The organism is Rhizobacter sp. P1_G5 (assembly GCF_056405435.1).
This window is the reverse complement of the sequence record NZ_JBFUCB010000078.1, coordinates 1-15,741: the sequence shown is the minus strand read 5'-3', so window position 1 is coordinate 15,741 and position 15,741 is coordinate 1. Positions and strand designations below refer to the sequence as shown.

Below are 15,741 nucleotides of genomic sequence, written 5' to 3'. Positions count from 1 at the left end.
GGTCCGACAGGTTCTGGTCGAGCGTCTGCATGCCCACGGTGTTGCCGGTCTGGATCGACGAATACATCTGCGCGATCTTGTTCTCGCGGATCAGGTTGCGGATGGCCGCGGTGCCCAGCATGATCTCGTGCGCCGCGGCGCGGCCGCTGCCGTCCTTCAGCTTGCACAGCGTCTGCGAGATCACGCCGATCAGCGATTCCGACAGCATCGAGCGCACCATTTCCTTCTCGGCGGCCGGGAACACGTCGACCACGCGGTCGATGGTCTTGGCAGCGGAACTGGTGTGCAGCGTGCCGAACACCAGGTGGCCCGTCTCGGCGGCGGTCAGCGCGAGGCGGATGGTTTCCAGGTCGCGCATTTCGCCCACCAGGATGCAGTCCGGGTCTTCGCGCAGCGCCGAGCGCAGCGCGTTCGCGAAGCTCAGCGTGTGCGGGCCGACCTCGCGCTGGTTGACCAGGCACTTCTTGGACTCGTGCACGAACTCGATGGGGTCTTCGACCGTCAGCACGTGGCCGTACTCGTTTTCGTTCAGGTGGTTGACCATCGCGGCCAGCGTGGTCGACTTGCCCGAGCCGGTCGGGCCGGTGACGAGCACCAGGCCGCGCGGCTTCAGCGCGAGCTCGGCGAACACCTTGGGCGTGTTGAGCTGCTCGAGCGTCAGGATCTTCGACGGAATGGTCCGGAACACGGCGCCGGCGCCGCGGTTCTGGTTGAAGGCGTTGACCCGGAAGCGGGCCAGGCCCTGGATCTCGAACGAGAAGTCGCACTCAAGCGTTTCTTCGTAGTTCTTGCGCTGCGAGTCGTTCATGATGTCGTAGACCATCTCGTGCACCTGCTTGTGCTCGAGCGGGTCGACATTGATGCGACGCACATCGCCGTGCACGCGGATCATCGGCGGCAGCCCTGCCGACAAGTGAAGGTCGGAGGCCTTGTTCTTGACCGAGAACGCGAGCAGTTGGGTGATGTCCATGGGGTGCTTGTAAGAGGTTGTGAGCGGCCACCTCGTCGGCGCGGCTCGCTGCGCCGCCTTTCCCGGGTGTCCCTGGTGGCTTGAGATAGGCTCGGGGAATTATGGCGACGATTGCTTCGAACATACAACAAGTGCACCAACGCATCACGCAGGCGTGTGTGGTCTCACAACGCCCCGTGCGAAGCGTCACGCTGCTGTGTGTTACCAAAACCTTCGGGCCGCAGGCCGTGCGCGAGGCCTTTGCCGCCGGCGAGCGCCGCTTCGGCGAGAACTACGTGCAGGAGGGCGTCGACAAGATCGCCGCGCTGGCCGAGTTGCGCAGCCAGGTCGAGTGGCACCTGATCGGCCCGCTGCAGAGCAACAAGACGCGCGTCGTCGCCGAGCAGTTCGACTGGGTGCACACCGTCGACCGGCTGAAGGTCGCGCAGCGGCTGTCGGAGCAGCGGCCTGCCCATCTGGCACCGCTGCAGCTGTGCCTGCAGGTGAATATCAGCGGCGAGGCGAGCAAGAGCGGGCTGGTGCCGGGCGAGGTGGCCGAGGTGGCGCGGCAGGTCGTGGCGCTGCCGCAAGTCAGGCTGCGTGGGTTGATGGCGATTCCCGAGCCGGTCGGCGACTTCGAGGCCCAGCGCGCACCGCACCGGGCGCTGCGGGAATTGCTGGAGCAATTGAACACCGAAGGACTCGCGCTGGATACCTTGTCCATGGGTATGTCGGCCGACATGGATGCGGCGATCGCCGAGGGTGCGACGATGGTGCGCGTCGGCAGCGCGATTTTCGGTGGGCGCTCCAGTCCCGGGTGACAACCCGGGCTCAATCCCCATTTGTTCGCTTGTCACCTCCCAAAAGGCAGGGCGGTGGCAGAAGGCGGGTGCGGGGAGGCTGTGGAGCGCCAATAAGGAGGGGGCGCCGGAGCTGGCTGGTTTCATGGCCCGCGTGCGCCAGCACGCTTCGTGAACTGACTGTCGCCCACTGTTTGACCACAACGAACGAAGTGAGTGGCGGGAGTTTGGGCGACGGGCCATGAAACCAGTCAGCGCAGGGGAGTCTTCGCCCCGAGAGGGGCGAAGACCGCACCCGACGGCGCRCCACAGCCTCCCCGCACCCGCCTTCCGAACTCAGAGCTCAGATCGGAAGAGCCGTCGTGTTCTTGACCTCCTCCATCACCGCATACGTGTGCGTCTCCCGCACCCCCGGCAGGCTCCAGATCACCGAGCCGATCAGCTCGCGGTACGAGCCCATGTCGGCCACGCGCGTCTTGATCAGGTAGTCGAAGCCGCCCGCCACCAGGTGGCATTCGAGAATCTCCGGCCGCACCTGCACCGCCGCCTTGAAGGCCTTCATCACGTCCGGCGTCGTGCGGTCGAGCACGACCTCGATGAAGACCATCATTCCTGCGCCGAGCTTGTCGGGGTTCAATCGCGCCTCGTAGCCGAGGATGAAGCCGTCGCGCGTCAGCCGCTTCACCCGCTCCAGCACGGCGGTCGGCGACAGGTGCACCGTCTCGGCGAGCTTCAGGTTCGAGATGCGCCCGTCCTGCTGCAGCGCGCCCAGGATGCGGGCATCGATCTTGTCCAGCGTGGCAGGCAGGCTGTGATTGCTTTTCATGGTGAATGAATTCGAGGTCCGGCTTTTTGTCGGTGATTAATTCATGTAATCAGCAGATACGCTAGTAGAACTAACACCAATGGTGACCCAAGATGATTTTTTTGCCGCCGGCTCGCGCCCGCCTGCCCTACCCGTACCGCGCTGAACTGGAGTTGTTAGCAAGCCTGACGCCACCCCTCGCGCAGGCGCTGGATTGGGCGGCGGTGCAACAGGCGGCGCGGCCCTGGGTGCAGGCGGTGCGCGACAAGCCGGCACCGTTCTGGGCGATGGAGTCGCTGCTGCGGGAATACCCGATCTCCAGCGCCGAGGGGCTGGCGCTGATGCGGCTGGCCGAGGCGCTGCTGCGCGTGCCCGATGCCGAGACCGCGATCGCGCTGACGGCCGACCAGCTCGGCAAGGCGGAATTCGATGCGTCGTCGGGCGGGCCGCACCAGATGCTGGCGAGCCTGTCGGCCAGCGCGATCTCGCTGTCGAAGAAATTCCTGCCGCAAGCCGATGCGGAGGCCGGGCTGTTCAAGCGCCTCGGCGCGCAGACGGTGGTGGCCGCGACGGTGCGCGCGATCCAGCTGCTCGGCCGGCAGTTCGTGCTCGGCCGCGACATCGCCGAGGCGATGGGCGAGGCGGCAGCGGCCCGCAAGCAGCACGCCGGCCTGCGCTTCAGCTACGACATGCTCGGCGAGGGCGCGCGCACCGAGGCCGATGCGCGGCGCTACCTGGCGTCGTACGCGAAGGCGATCGAGGCGATCGGCGGTGGCCGCGTCGCCGCCGGGCCCGAATCGGCCGACGGCATCTCGATCAAGCTCAGCGCGCTCTTCTCGCGCTATGAAGACGCGCAGCGCGAGCGCGTCGGCGCCGAGCTGCTGCCCCGCGTGTGGCAGCTGATCGAGCAGGCCGCGCGCGCCAACATCAACCTGACGATCGATGCCGAGGAGAGCGACCGCCTGGAGCTCTCGCTCGACGTGCTGGACGCACTGGCCGAGCGCATCGCGCAGCAGTTCCCGCAGTGGCGCGGCTTCGGCCTCGCGGTGCAGGCCTACCAGACGCGGGCGCTGCAGGTGGTCGACGAGGTCGCGCGCATCGCCCGCCGGCACGGCCTGAAGTTCATGGTGCGGCTGGTCAAGGGCGCCTACTGGGACGGCGAGATCAAGCGCGCGCAGGAGCTGGGCCTGGCCGGCTACCCGGTGTTCACGCACAAGCACCACACCGACATCTCGTACCTGGCCTGCGCCCGCGCGCTGATCGGGCATGCGGACGTGATCTACCCGCAGTTCGCGACCCACAACGCCGGCACCATCGCGGCGATCCTGCAGATGGCGCGGGCGGCCGGCGCACCGTTCGAGATGCAGCGGCTGCACGGGATGGGCGAGGGCGTCTATCGAGAAGTCATGCGCGATGCCGGCATCCCGGTGCGCGTGTACGCGCCGGTCGGCGAGCACCGCGACCTGCTGGCCTACCTGGTGCGCCGGCTGCTGGAGAACGGCGCCAATTCGTCGTTCGTGCACCAGCTGTCGGACGACGAGGTACCGGTCGAGCAGCTGCTCGCGTCGCCGCTGGTGCCGGCCGCCGCGATCGGCCAGCCGCTGCCGCGGGCGCTGTATGGCGACGGCGCGCGTGTCAACTCGCGCGGGGCCGACCTGGCCTGCCTCGAGGAGCGGGCGCCGCTGGACGCGGCACTGGCCGCGACCGTCGTCGAGCCGGTGCGCGAATCCACCGTGGCCGACGTGAGCGACGCGATGGCACGCTTGCAGTCCGGCTTCGAGGCCTGGAACGCGACCCCGCTGGCCGACCGCGCCGCCGTGCTGCGCCGCGCCGCCGATGCGCTCGAAGCCCGCCTGCCCGAGTTCTGCGGCCTGCTCGTGAAGGAGGCGCACAAGACCCTGGGCGACTGCGTGGCCGAGGTGCGCGAGGCGGTCGACTTCTGCCGCTACTACGCCGACCAGGCCGAGGCGCGGCTGGCCGCGCAGACCCTGCCGGGCCCGACCGGCGAGAGCAACCTGCTGCAGCTGCACGGCCGCGGCGTGTTCGTCTGCATCAGCCCGTGGAACTTCCCGCTCGCGATCTTCGCCGGCCAGGTGGTGGCGGCGCTGGTGGCCGGCAACGCGGTGGCCGCCAAGCCGGCCGAGCAGACGCCGGCTGTCGCGCAGCGCCTGGTCGCGCTGCTGCACGACGCCGGCGTGCCGCGCGACGCGCTCGCGATGCTGCACGGCCCCGGCGAGACGGTCGGTGCGGCGCTGGTCGCCGACGCGCGCACCGCCGGCGTGTGCTTCACCGGCTCGACCGCGGTCGCGAAGATCATCAACCGCACGCTCGCCGCGAAGGACGGCGCCATCGTGCCGCTGATCGCCGAGACCGGCGGCATCAACGCGATGCTGGTCGACAGCACCGCGCTGCCGGAGCAGGTGGTCGACGCCGTCGTGCAGAGCGCGTTCCGCTCGGCCGGCCAGCGCTGCTCGGCGCTGCGGCTGCTGTGCGTGCACGAGGGCGTGGCCGACGGCGTGATCGAGATGGTGCGCGGCGCGCTGGCCGAGCTGCGCGTCGACGACCCGGCGCTGCTCGCGACCGACGTCGGCCCGGTCATCGACGACGGGGCCTTCGCCGGCATCCGCGGCCACGTCGAGCGGCTGCGCGGCAGCGCGACGCTGATCGGCGAAGCGCCGGTGACCTCGACCTTCCCGCGCCTGGTTGCGCCGGTCGCGTTCGAGCTGCCGCGCATCGCCGACGTGCGGCAGGAGGTCTTCGGCCCGGTGCTGCACGTGGTGCGCTGGCGCGGCGACGCGGCCGACGTGATCGCGCAGGTCAACGCGCTCGGCTACGGGCTGACGCTGGGCATCCAGACGCGCATCGACAGCCGCGCGCTGCGGCTGGCGCAGGCGGCGCGCATCGGCAACGTCTACGTCAACCGCAACATGATCGGCGCGGTGGTCGGCGTGCAGCCGTTCGGCGGCGAGGGGCTCAGCGGCACCGGCCCGAAGGCGGGCGGCCCGCACTACCTCTACCGCTTCTGCGCCGAGCAGACGCTGACGATCAACACCGCGGCGGCCGGCGGCAACGCGGCGCTGCTGGCCGGCGGCCACTGAAATCCTGGACAAATGACCCGGTCAAGGCGACCGGCAGCACGTCGAAATGCCTGACACGGCCCCCGCTTCGGGCGCCGTTCCAGGTGTTGCCGAGGTGCTGCGATGAAGTCGATCAAGTCCGTGTTGCTGCTGTTCCTCGCCATGTTCGTCGTGGCGATGCTGGTGCTGCATGCGAGTGCCCGCTGGAGCAGCGAGCGCATGCAGGCACAGGCGCGCCAGGTGTTCGTCGCGAAGGACGTGACCGCCGACGTGCTGCCGCCGCCGATGTACCTGATCGAGGCGCGGCTGGTGCTGTCGCAGGCGCTCGAAGGGACGCTGGCGCCGGCCGACGCGGCCCGCGGTTTCGATGTGCTGTTCGACGCCTACGGCGCCCGCGTCGAGTACTGGCGCACCCACCCGCCCTACGGGCTGGAGCACGAGCTGCTCGGCGAACAGCACGAGGCGGCGCAGCGCTTCTTCCAGGCGGCCCGCGCACAGGTGCTGCAGCCGCTGCGCGACGGACGCATCGACGCGGCACGCGCCGCGCTGCCGGCGGTGCAGGCCCACTACGAGGCGCACCGGCGCGGCGTCGACCGCACCGTCGAGCGCTCGAACGCGTTTGCGGACGAGAAGATCAGCGGCTTCGACGGCATCGTCGCGGTGAACGACCGCACCGCCCTGTCGGTGCTGGCGGGTGCGCTGCTGGCCAGCGCCGGGCTGTTTGCGCTGGTGTGGTGGCGCCTGCAGCGCGACGTGGCCAGGCCGCTGCAGCAGGCGAGCGGCATCGCTGCGCGCATCGCCACCGGCGACCTGTGCGGCGAGATCCGGGTGAGCGGGCGCGACGAGGCGGCCGAGGTGCTGCAGGCGCTGGTCGACATGCAGGCCGGGCTGCGCCGCGTGGTCGGCGAGGTGCGCGAAGGTGCCGACGGCATCGCCACCGCGAGCGCGCAGATCGCGCAGGGCAACATGGACCTGTCGGACCGCACCGAACAGCAGGCGGCCAACCTGCAGCAGACGGCCGCGGCGCTGCACCAGATCGACACCAGCGTGCGCGGCAATGCCGAAAGTGCGCGGCTCGCCGACAGCGCGGCCGCCGAGGCCTCGCAGGTGGCCGATCACGGCGGCACGGTCGTCACGCAGGTGGTCGCGACGATGAACGAGATCGGGCAGGCGGCCGAGCGCATCGGCACCATCGTCGGCGTGATCGACGGCATCGCGCTGCAGACCAACATCCTCGCGCTGAATGCGGCGGTCGAGGCGGCCCGATCGGGCGAGCACGGCCGCGGCTTCTCGGTGGTGGCCGGCGAGGTGCGATCGCTGTCGCAACGCTGCGCCGAGGCGGCGCGGCAGATCCGCGGCCTGGTCGCCGAGAGCACGCAGCGCATCGAGGAAGGGCATCGCCTGGCCGATGAGGCCGGCGCGACGATGCAACGCGTCGTCGGCCGGTTCGCCCAGGTGTCGGCGCTGATCAGCGAGATCAGCGGCGCATCGCGCCAGCAGACGCAGGGCGTCGGCCAGGTCAACGACGCGGTGCAGCAGCTCGACGGCGTGACGCAGCAGAACGCCGCGCTGGTCGAGGAGTCGGCCGCCGCGGCGGGCAGCCTGAACGCGCAGGCCCAGCGGCTGGCCGGCGCGGTATCGGTGTTCCGGCTCGAGGCCGGAACGAGGTGATTACTGCTTGACGGCTTCGATCTGGATCAGCAGGCGGATGTTGTCCGGCAGGCCGTACTGCAGGCCGTAGCTGACGCCCCACTGGCTGCGCTGGATCGTCGTCTCGAAGTCGCCGCCGCACACTTCGCGCTTGAGCATCGGGTTGTCGTAGCAGTTGAAGTTCGCGGCCGTCAGCGTGACCGGCTGGGTCTTGCCGTTCATCGTCAGCGTGCCGGCGACCGAGGTCACCTTGCCGGCGCCGTCGAACGCGAACTTGTCGCCGACGAACTTGGCGGTCGGCGCCTCGGCGGCGTTGAAGAAGTCCTTGCCCTTCAGGTGCGTGTCCAGCGCCGGCACGCCGGTGCTGACCGAGGTCATGTCGAAGGTCACCTCGGCACGGCCGCTCTTGCCGGCCTTGTCGAACGAGACGGTGCCTTCCTTCTTGTCGAAGCGGCCGCGCAGCGTGCTGGTGTTGAAGTGCTTCGCCTCGAAGGTCACGAAGGTGTGGGTCGGGTCGACCGCGTAGGTCGCGGCTTCGGCGTGGGCGAGGCCGGCAGCGGCGAGGGCGGCGGCGGCGAGCAGGGTCTTGGTCAGCATGGGAATGGTCCTGGTGAGGTGGAAGAGGTACTGCAGAGAAATCAGAGGGCGCCCACGCCGGTCAGCGCGAGCTTGAACTTGACGGTGACGTCGTTGGCCACCATCGAGGTGTCCTTCCAGTCGCCGTCACCGATCTTGAAATCGAGGCGCTTGATCACGAAGCTGCCGGTCGCCGTGGTGTTRCCGCCGGCCTGCGCCAGCACGACCGGCACCACCACGTCGTGGCTCGCGCCCTTGATCGCCAGCTTGCCGGCCACGTCGAACTTGCCCGGACCGGTGGCCTTGACGGTGGTCGACTGGAAGGTGGCCTGCGGGAACGACTTGGTGTTGAACCAGTCCGGCTTGGCGACTTCGGCCTCGGTCTCGGCGGTGCCGAGCGAGACGCTGGCCAGGTCGATCGTGAAGCCGATCTTCGCGGCCTCGGGCTTCTTCGGGTCGAACGCGACCTGCGCGTCGAACTTGCGGAACTTGCCGTCGACCGGCACGCCCATCTGCTTGCTGGTGAAGGCGATCTCGCTTTGTGCCGGCACCACCTTCTGCTGCGCCTGGGCGCAGGCAGGGAAGGCGAACGCGGCAGCGAGGGCGAAGCTCGCGACGGTGAGGTAGGTTTTCATTCGTGGGTCTCCCGGTGAAAGGTGAGGGTCAGCGCGAACCGCCGGGCAGCATGCGGGCGAGCAGGCCGTCGCGGTCGATGATCTGGTGCTTCAGCGCGGCGGCGACGTGCAGCAGCACCAGCGCGGCCAGGCCGTAGGCGAGCAGCGCATGGGCCTGCTTCGCGGTCTCGGCCAGCGCCTTGTCGACCGGCACGAAATCCGGCAGCGGCAGCAGCCCGAACGCGACGATCGGGAAGCCGGCCGCCGAGCTGTACGCCCAGCCGGCCAGCGGCACCGCGAAGAACAGCACGTACAGCAGCGTGTGCGTCCAGTGCGATGCTCGCTGCTGCCAGGCGGGCGCCGGCAGGTCGGCCGGCGGGCGGTGCGTCAGGCGCCACAACAGGCGCAGCGCCGACAGCGCGAGGATCGTCACGCCCGCCCACTTGTGCCAGTTGAAGAGCTTCAGGCGCTGCGGCGAGAACGGCAGGCCGCTCATGTACAGCCCGAAGCAGAACGTGGCGACGATGGCCAGCCCCAGCAGCCAGTGGAAGCTGATGGCAACGGCGTCGTAGCGTGAAGGCGGAGCGCGCATGGAAGGCCTTGAAACAGTTTGAAGCACTTGCGCAGGCAGAGCTGCGGGTGTGAAGTGCGACTTTAAGAGCGGGTCAGGCGGGCGAAGTTCACCCGGCTTGTCGCAACCATTCAAAAAAATGCAGCGAGCCGCCCCGCGCAAACCCTGTGCGGACTTTCCCGCGAACCGGCCGCGCCGGCATTCCCCGGCRCAAAGACCCCTCTTAGACTGCGCCGGCTGTTCGATGGGTCGATCCAGGTTCAACCCATTGAACGGCGCCATCTCCCCGGAGCCCCTCCGCATGCTGCAAGAAGCCCAACGTCCCCGCGCTCCCGCGACCAAGCCGGCCCTGGTGCCGGCCGTCACGCGGGCCGCCGCGTTGCTGGACCTGCTGGCGCAGCAGCGCGAGGCGATGAGCCTGGCGCGGCTCTCGGCCAGCCTCGGCCTGCCGAAGAGCAGCGTGCACGGGCTGTGCAACACGCTGAGCGCGCTGGGCTACCTGCGCCGCGAGGACGACGGCTGCTTCTTCATCGGCCCGCGCGTGATGGGCCTGGCGCATGCGTTCGTCGCCCACACCAGCCCGGCGCAGGAATTCACCGCGCTGTGGGCCGAGGCCGGTGCGGCACCGTCCGAGACGGTGATCCTGTCGGTGCTCGACGGTGCCGACGTGGTCTACGTCGCCGCCCGCAACGGCGTGCGCCCGCTCGGCCTCGCGTTCACCGTCGGCATGCGCCTGCCGGCGCACCGCGCGGCCACCGGCAAGGCGATGCTCGCCTGGCTGGACGAGGCCCGGCTGCTCGCCCACTTTCCGCAGGACCGGCTGCCGGGCTTCATGAACCGCGCGCCGATCGAGCGCGGTGCGCTGCTCGACGAGCTGGCCGCGATCCGCCGCCGCGGCTACAGCACCGACGACGAGAGCGTGCGCGAGGGCGTGTACTGCTTCGGCGCCCCGGTGTTCGACGCGTCGGGCCAGGCGGTGGCCGGCGTCGGCGTGTGCCTGCAGAAGGCGATGCTCGACCCGCAGGTCGCGGCGCAGCAGAGCGAGACCGTGATGCGCGTCGCGCGCGAGCTGACGCAGCGCCTGGGCGGCAGCATGGCCGTGCCGCACGAAGCGAATCCATGAATACGACCGCCATGAGCACAGCAGCCAGCCCCAGCGACACCATCCTCGAGACCCGCGCGCTGACGAAGGAGTTCAAGGGCTTCGTCGCGGTGAACCAGGTCGACCTGAAGGTCCGGCGCGGCCACATCCATGCGCTGATCGGCCCGAACGGCGCCGGCAAGACGACCTGCTTCAACCTGCTGACCAAGTTCCTGACGCCCACGCGCGGGCAGATCCTCTTCAACGGCGCCGACATCACGCGCGAGAAGCCGGCGCAGATCGCACGGCGCGGCGTGATCCGCTCGTTCCAGATCTCGGCGGTGTTCCCGCACCTGAGCGTGCTCGAGAACGTGCGTGTCGCGCTGCAGCGCAAGCTCGGCACCTCGTTCCATTTCTGGAAGTCCGAGCGCACGCTGCACAGCCTGAACGACCGTGCCCGCGCGCTGCTGGCCGAGGTCGACCTCGCCGGCTATGCCGACACGCCGACCGTCGAGCTCAGCTATGGCCGCAAGCGCGCGCTCGAGATCGCGACCACGCTCGCGATGGAGCCCGAGTTGATGCTGCTCGACGAGCCGACCCAGGGCATGGGGCTGGAGGACGTCGACCGCATCCGCCAGCTGATCAAGAAGGTGTCGGCGAACCGCACCATCCTGATGGTGGAGCACAACATGAGCGTGGTCGCCAGCATCGCCGACACCATCACGGTGTTGCAGCGCGGCGCGACTCTGGCCGAAGGGCCGTATGCCGAGGTCTCGAAGAACCCGGCCGTCGTCGAGGCCTACATGGGCACCGCCAACGTCGAACTGCAGGGCGCGCACTGACATGGCCGATCGATTTCTCGAAGTCCGCGGGCTGCAGGCCTGGTACGGCGAATCGCATGTGCTGCACGGCGTGGACTTCCACGTCGACGAAGGCGAGGTGGTGACGCTGCTCGGGCGCAACGGCGCCGGCCGCACCAGCACGCTGCGCGCCATCATGGGGCTGACCGGCAGCCGCAAGGGCTCGATCCGCATCCGCGGGCAGGAGGCCATCGCGATGCCCACGCACCGCATCGCGCGGCTCGGCATCGGCTACTGCCCGGAGGAGCGCGGCATCTTCTCGAGCCTGTCGGCCGAGGAGAACCTGCTGCTGCCGCCGAAGCTGGCCGATGGCGGCATGGCGATCGACGAGATCTACGCGATGTTCCCGAACCTGAAGGAGCGCGCGGGCAGCCAGGGCACGCGCCTCTCGGGCGGCGAGCAGCAGATGCTGGCCGTCGCGCGCATCCTGCGCACCGGCGCGAAGCTGCTGCTGCTCGACGAGATCTCCGAGGGCCTGGCCCCGGTCATCGTGCAGAAGCTCGCCGAGATGGTGGTGCTGCTGCGTCGCCAGGGCTACACGATCGTGATGGTGGAGCAGAACTTCCGCTTCGCCGCGCCGCTGGCCGACCGCTTCCTCGTGATGGAACACGGCCAGATCATTCAAGAGTTCACCCAGGCCCAATTGCCTGACCGCCTGGCCCAGCTCCACGAGTACCTGGGCGTCTGATCTTCAAGATCCACCACACAAGGAGACCTCAATGAAACTGAGCCACATCGCCGCCGCCTGCTCGCTCGCCGCCACCGCCGCCCTCGTCCCTGCCCACGCGCAGGTTTCCGGCGACGTGATCCGCATCGGCTTCATCACCGACATGTCGGGCCTGTACTCCGACATCGACGGCCCGGCCGGCGCCGAGGCCATCAAGATGGCGATCGCCGATGCGGGCGGCGCGATCAACGGCAAGAAGATCGAGCTGCTCGTCGCCGACCACCAGAACAAGGCCGACGTGGCCGCCGCCAAGGCCCGCGAGTGGTTCGACACGCAGGGCGTCGACATGCTGATCGGCGGCACCAACTCCGGCACCAGCCTCGCGATGGCCAAGGTGGCGCTCGAGAAGAAGAAGCCGTTCATCGCGGTGGGCGCCGGCAGCTCGGCGCTGACCAACGAGCAGTGCACCCCGTACACCATCCACTGGGCCTACGACACGATGGCGCTGGCCAAGGGCACCGGCGGCGCCGTGGTGCGTGCCGGCGGCAAGAGCTGGTATTTCCTGTCGGCCGACTACGCGTTCGGCCAGGCGCTGCAGAACGACACCACCAATGTCGTGAAGGGGGCCGGCGGCACGGTGGTCGGCCAGGTCAAGCACCCGCTGTCGGCCAGCGACTTCTCGTCGTTCCTGCTGCAGGCGCAGTCGAGCAAGGCGCAGATCCTGGGGCTCGCGAATGCCGGCGGCGACACCATCAACGCGATCAAGGCGGCCAACGAGTTCGGCGTCACGAAGACGATGAAGCTGGCCGGGCTGCTGGTGTTCATCAACGACATCCACTCGCTGGGCCTGAAGACGACGCAGGGCATGTACCTGACCGACAGCTGGTACTGGAACAAGGATGCCGAGACGCGCGCCTGGAGCCGCAAGTTCTTCGAGAAGGTCAAGCGCATGCCGTCGTCGCTGCAGGCGGCCGACTACTCGGTGACCGCGAACTACCTGGCGGCCGTCAAGGCGACCGGCAGCGACGATGGCGACAAGGTGCTCGCGCAGCTGCACAAGGCCAAGGTCAACGACATGTTCGCGAAGAACGGCACGGTGCGCGAGGACGGCCGCATGGTGCACGACATGTACCTGATGCAGGTCAAGACGCCGGACAAGTCGACCGAGCCGTGGGACTACTACAACGTGGTCGAGACGATCAAGGGCGATGCGGCGTTCACGACCAAGGCCGAGAGCAAGTGCGCTTCCTGGAAGTGACCGCCTGAGCGAGGCCTGCAGCGTGAAAGACGCCCCATGACAGAAATCTTCGGCATCCCCCTGCAGGCCTTCGCCGGCCAGTTGCTGCTCGGCCTGGTCAACGGCTCGTTCTACGCGATGCTCAGCCTGGGCCTGGCGGTGATCTTCGGCCTGCTGGGCATCGTCAACTTCGCGCATGGCGCGCTCTACATGATCGGCGCCTACGTGGCCTGGTTCTCGATGGAGAAATGGGGCCTCGGCTACTGGGGCGCGCTGGTGCTCGCGCCGGTGATCGTCGGGGCGCTCGGCGTCGTGATCGAGAGGACCTTGCTCAAGCACCTGTACAAGCTCGACCCGTTGTACGGGCTGCTGCTGACCTTCGGCCTCGCGCTGATCGGCGAGGGCGTGTTCCGCGACCAGTTCGGCGTCTCCGGCCAGCAGGTCAACGTGCCCGACGCGCTGCAGGGCGCGACCAACCTCGGCTTCATGGTGCTGCCGAACTACCGCGCGTGGGTCGTCGTCGCATCGCTCACGGTGTGCCTGGGCACCTGGTTCCTGATCGAGAAGACGCGGCTCGGCGCCACGCTGCGCGCCGGCACCGAGAACCCGGCGCTGGTGCAGGCCTTCGGCATCAACGTGCCGCGCATGGTGATGCTCACGTACGCCGGCGGCTCGGCGCTGGCGGCGCTGGCCGGCGTGCTGGCGGCGCCGGTGATCCAGGTCACGCCGCTGATGGGCAGCAACCTGATCATCGTGGTGTTCGCGGTGGTCGTGATCGGCGGCATGGGGTCCATCCTCGGCTCGATCCTGACCGGGCTGATGCTTGGCCTGGTCGAGGGGCTGACCAAGGTGTTCTACCCCGAGGCCTCGAACATCGTGGTGTTCGTGATCATGGCGATCGTGCTGGTGATCCGGCCGGCCGGGCTGTTCGGCAAGGAGAAGTGAGCGTGTCCACCACGAACAAGAACGAGGCCTTCCAGCGCAAATCGCTGATCGCCTGGGGTGCGCTGCTGGCGCTGCTGGTGGCCGCGCCCTTCATCGGCATCTACCCGGTGTTCATGATGAAGGCGCTGTGCTTCGCGATCTTCGCGTGCGCCTTCAACCTGCTGCTGGGCTTCACCGGGCTGCTGTCGTTCGGGCATGCGGCCTTCATGGGCTCGGCGGCCTACATCACCGGCTGGCTGGTGCGCAGCGCCGGCTGGACGCCCGAGCTCGGCATCATCGCCGGCACGCTGGTGGCCGCGGCGCTCGGGCTGGTGGTCGGCCTGATCGCGATCCGCCGCCAGGGCATCTACTTCGCGATGATCACGCTCGCGATGGCGCAGATGATCTACTTCGTCTGCCTGCAGGCGCCGTTCACCGGCGGCGAAGACGGCCTGCAGGGCGTGCCGCGCGGCAAGCTGTTCGGCCTGATCCCGATGGCCGATGACCTGGCGATGTACTTCTTCGTGCTGGCGGTGTTCGTCGCGGTGTTCCTGCTGATCCTGCGCATCGTGCATTCGCCGTACGGCCAGGTGCTGAAGGCGATCCGCGAGAACGAGCCGCGCGCGATCTCGCTCGGCTACGACGTCGACCGCTACAAGCTGCTGGCCTTCGTGCTGTCGACCGGCATCGCCGGGCTGGYCGGTGCGATGAAGACCTTCGTGCTCGGCTTCGCGACGCTGTCGGACGTGCACTGGTCGCTGTCGGGCGAGGTGATCCTGATGACGCTGCTCGGCGGCATGGGCACCTTCGCAGGCCCGGTGCTGGGCGCCTTCACGATCATCGGGCTGCAGGACTACCTGGCCGACCGCGTCGGCTCGTGGGTCACGGTGATCATCGGCGTGATCTTCGTGGTGTGCGTGATCGCATTCCGGCGCGGCTTCGTCGGTGAGCTGATCGCGTGGCAGAAGCGAAAGTCATGAACTAGCGTCTGAGCGGCAGCAAGCTCTGCTTCAACTGCCGCAGCACGAAGCTCGACTTGCTGTGCCGGATCCCCGGGATCTTGTAGAGCCGCTCGCGCAGCAGTCGTTCGTAGTCGCGCGTGTCACTGACGGCGATGCGCACGTAGTAGTCGTAGTCGCCCGACACCAGGAAGGCCTCCAGCACCTCGGGGATCGCCTCCAGCGCGCGGCCGAACTCGAACAGCGCCTCGTCGGAGTGGCTGTCCAGCGTGACCTGCACGATCACCGTGTCCGGCAGCCCGACCTCGGCCGCGTTCACGCGCACCGAGTAGCCCTCGATCACGCCGGCCTGCTCCAGCCGCTTGATGCGGCTCCAGCACGGCGAACTGGTCAGCCCGACCTGCGTGCCGAGTTCGCCCATGCTGATGCGGGCGTCGCGCTGCAATGCTTCCAGGATGGCGATGTCGAACTTGTCGAGCTGCATGCTGTGACCTCTTGAAGATGCAGGAGGATTTGCCGCTGGCATCGTAACCTGCCGAAGTTTCGGCAGCCTTTGCTGCGCGTCGCACGAGAAACTTCCGGGCATGAATGCACCTGTCGCCCTCGCCTGCCTGCAACCCGCCCCCACCCGCACCCCCGACAGCGCCGACCTGCTGATCGCGACGCTGCTCGCGCACGGCATCGACACCGTGTTCGGCTACCCCGGCGGCGCGGTGCTGCCGCTGTACGACGCGCTGCACCGCGAGCCGCGGCTGCGCCATGTGCTGGTGCGGCACGAGCAGGCGGCGGTGCACGCCGCGCAGGGGTATGCGCGCAGCACCGGCCGCATCGGCGTGGTGTTCGTGACCTCGGGGCCCGGCATGAGCAACACGACGACCGGCCTGCTCGACGCGCTGTGCGACTCGGTGCCGGTGCTGTGCATCAGTGGGCAGGTCGCGACGACGTCGATCGGCACCGATGCGTTCCAGGAG

General features: G+C 68.8%; 16 protein-coding genes. 10 read left to right on the top strand and 6 right to left on the bottom strand.

Annotated features, from left to right (window positions below; all coding sequences use genetic code 11):
* Positions 1-970 (bottom strand): type IV pilus twitching motility protein PilT (locus tag AC1D12_RS08375; protein WP_477839882.1); only part of this gene is annotated, 970 nt, incomplete at its 3' end.
* Positions 971-1,071: 101 nt separating this feature from the next.
* Between AC1D12_RS08375 and AC1D12_RS08370 the strand changes: the two genes are divergently transcribed.
* Positions 1,072-1,770, top strand: coding sequence for a YggS family pyridoxal phosphate-dependent enzyme (locus AC1D12_RS08370; protein WP_477824742.1), 699 nt, complete (start codon positions 1,072-1,074; stop codon positions 1,768-1,770).
* A gap of 322 nt (positions 1,771-2,092) precedes the next feature.
* On the opposite strand, the gene AC1D12_RS08365 is transcribed toward AC1D12_RS08370, so the two are convergent.
* Positions 2,093-2,575, bottom strand: a complete 483-nt coding sequence (locus AC1D12_RS08365) for an Lrp/AsnC ligand binding domain-containing protein (RefSeq protein WP_047510853.1) — start codon at positions 2,573-2,575, stop codon at positions 2,093-2,095.
* Positions 2,576-2,667: 92 nt separating this feature from the next.
* On the opposite strand from AC1D12_RS08365, the gene AC1D12_RS08360 reads away from it, so the two are divergent.
* On the top strand, positions 2,668-5,652 hold the full coding sequence (locus AC1D12_RS08360) for an L-glutamate gamma-semialdehyde dehydrogenase (RefSeq protein ID WP_477824743.1): 2,985 nt from the start codon (positions 2,668-2,670) through the stop codon (positions 5,650-5,652).
* Positions 5,653-5,754: 102 nt separating this feature from the next.
* A complete protein-coding gene (locus tag AC1D12_RS08355; RefSeq protein ID WP_477824744.1) occupies positions 5,755-7,302 on the top strand; it encodes a methyl-accepting chemotaxis protein in 1,548 nt (515 codons plus the stop codon).
* Here AC1D12_RS08355 and AC1D12_RS08350 read toward each other — a convergent pair whose 3' ends face one another.
* The 3 genes from AC1D12_RS08350 to AC1D12_RS08340 are packed head-to-tail and all read right to left on the bottom strand — an operon-like array spanning position 7,303 to position 9,063.
* Positions 7,303-7,878 carry a YceI family protein gene (locus tag AC1D12_RS08350; RefSeq protein ID WP_047510848.1) on the bottom strand — a complete coding sequence of 192 codons (576 nt, stop codon included), beginning with the start codon at positions 7,876-7,878 and terminating at the stop codon, positions 7,303-7,305. It abuts the gene before it with no gap.
* 41 nt (positions 7,879-7,919) lie between these two features.
* The gene (locus AC1D12_RS08345) at positions 7,920-8,492 is read right to left on the bottom strand and encodes a YceI family protein (protein WP_465110383.1); all 573 of its coding nucleotides are present in this window, start codon (positions 8,490-8,492) and stop codon (positions 7,920-7,922) included.
* Positions 8,493-8,520: 28 nt separating this feature from the next.
* Entirely contained in the window at positions 8,521-9,063 is a 543-nt protein-coding gene (locus tag AC1D12_RS08340) for a cytochrome b (RefSeq protein WP_465110384.1), read from the bottom strand.
* Positions 9,064-9,343: 280 nt separating this feature from the next.
* Between AC1D12_RS08340 and AC1D12_RS08335 the strand changes: the two genes are divergently transcribed.
* From AC1D12_RS08335 to AC1D12_RS08310, 6 genes are read left to right on the top strand one after another with little or no spacing between them, the layout of a single operon-like run.
* Complete coding sequence (locus tag AC1D12_RS08335) at positions 9,344-10,165, top strand: IclR family transcriptional regulator (protein ID WP_052212985.1); 822 nt, start codon at positions 9,344-9,346, stop codon at positions 10,163-10,165.
* Between the two features lie 11 nt (positions 10,166-10,176).
* Positions 10,177-10,965, top strand: coding sequence for an ABC transporter ATP-binding protein (locus tag AC1D12_RS08330; RefSeq protein ID WP_047510844.1), 789 nt, complete (start codon positions 10,177-10,179; stop codon positions 10,963-10,965).
* Position 10,966: 1 nt separating this feature from the next.
* Complete coding sequence (locus AC1D12_RS08325) at positions 10,967-11,671, top strand: ABC transporter ATP-binding protein (protein ID WP_047510842.1); 705 nt, start codon at positions 10,967-10,969, stop codon at positions 11,669-11,671.
* A 31-nt stretch (positions 11,672-11,702) separates the two neighbouring features.
* Positions 11,703-12,908 (top strand): ABC transporter substrate-binding protein, encoded by a 1,206-nt coding sequence (locus tag AC1D12_RS08320; protein WP_477826369.1) that lies wholly within the window; start codon positions 11,703-11,705, stop codon positions 12,906-12,908.
* A gap of 36 nt (positions 12,909-12,944) precedes the next feature.
* On the top strand, positions 12,945-13,832 hold the full coding sequence (locus tag AC1D12_RS08315; RefSeq protein WP_047510839.1) for a branched-chain amino acid ABC transporter permease: 888 nt from the start codon (positions 12,945-12,947) through the stop codon (positions 13,830-13,832).
* 44 nt (positions 13,833-13,876) lie between these two features.
* Complete coding sequence (locus AC1D12_RS08310) at positions 13,877-14,791, top strand: branched-chain amino acid ABC transporter permease (protein WP_477839884.1); 915 nt, start codon at positions 13,877-13,879, stop codon at positions 14,789-14,791.
* A 1-nt stretch (position 14,792) separates the two neighbouring features.
* Here AC1D12_RS08310 and AC1D12_RS08305 read toward each other — a convergent pair whose 3' ends face one another.
* Positions 14,793-15,254 carry an Lrp/AsnC family transcriptional regulator gene (locus AC1D12_RS08305; RefSeq protein ID WP_047510836.1) on the bottom strand — a complete coding sequence of 154 codons (462 nt, stop codon included), beginning with the start codon at positions 15,252-15,254 and terminating at the stop codon, positions 14,793-14,795.
* A gap of 100 nt (positions 15,255-15,354) precedes the next feature.
* Between AC1D12_RS08305 and AC1D12_RS08300 the strand changes: the two genes are divergently transcribed.
* Positions 15,355-15,741, top strand: a 387-nt coding sequence (locus AC1D12_RS08300) for a thiamine pyrophosphate-binding protein (protein ID WP_477839879.1), incomplete at its 3' end; no start/stop codon positions are given.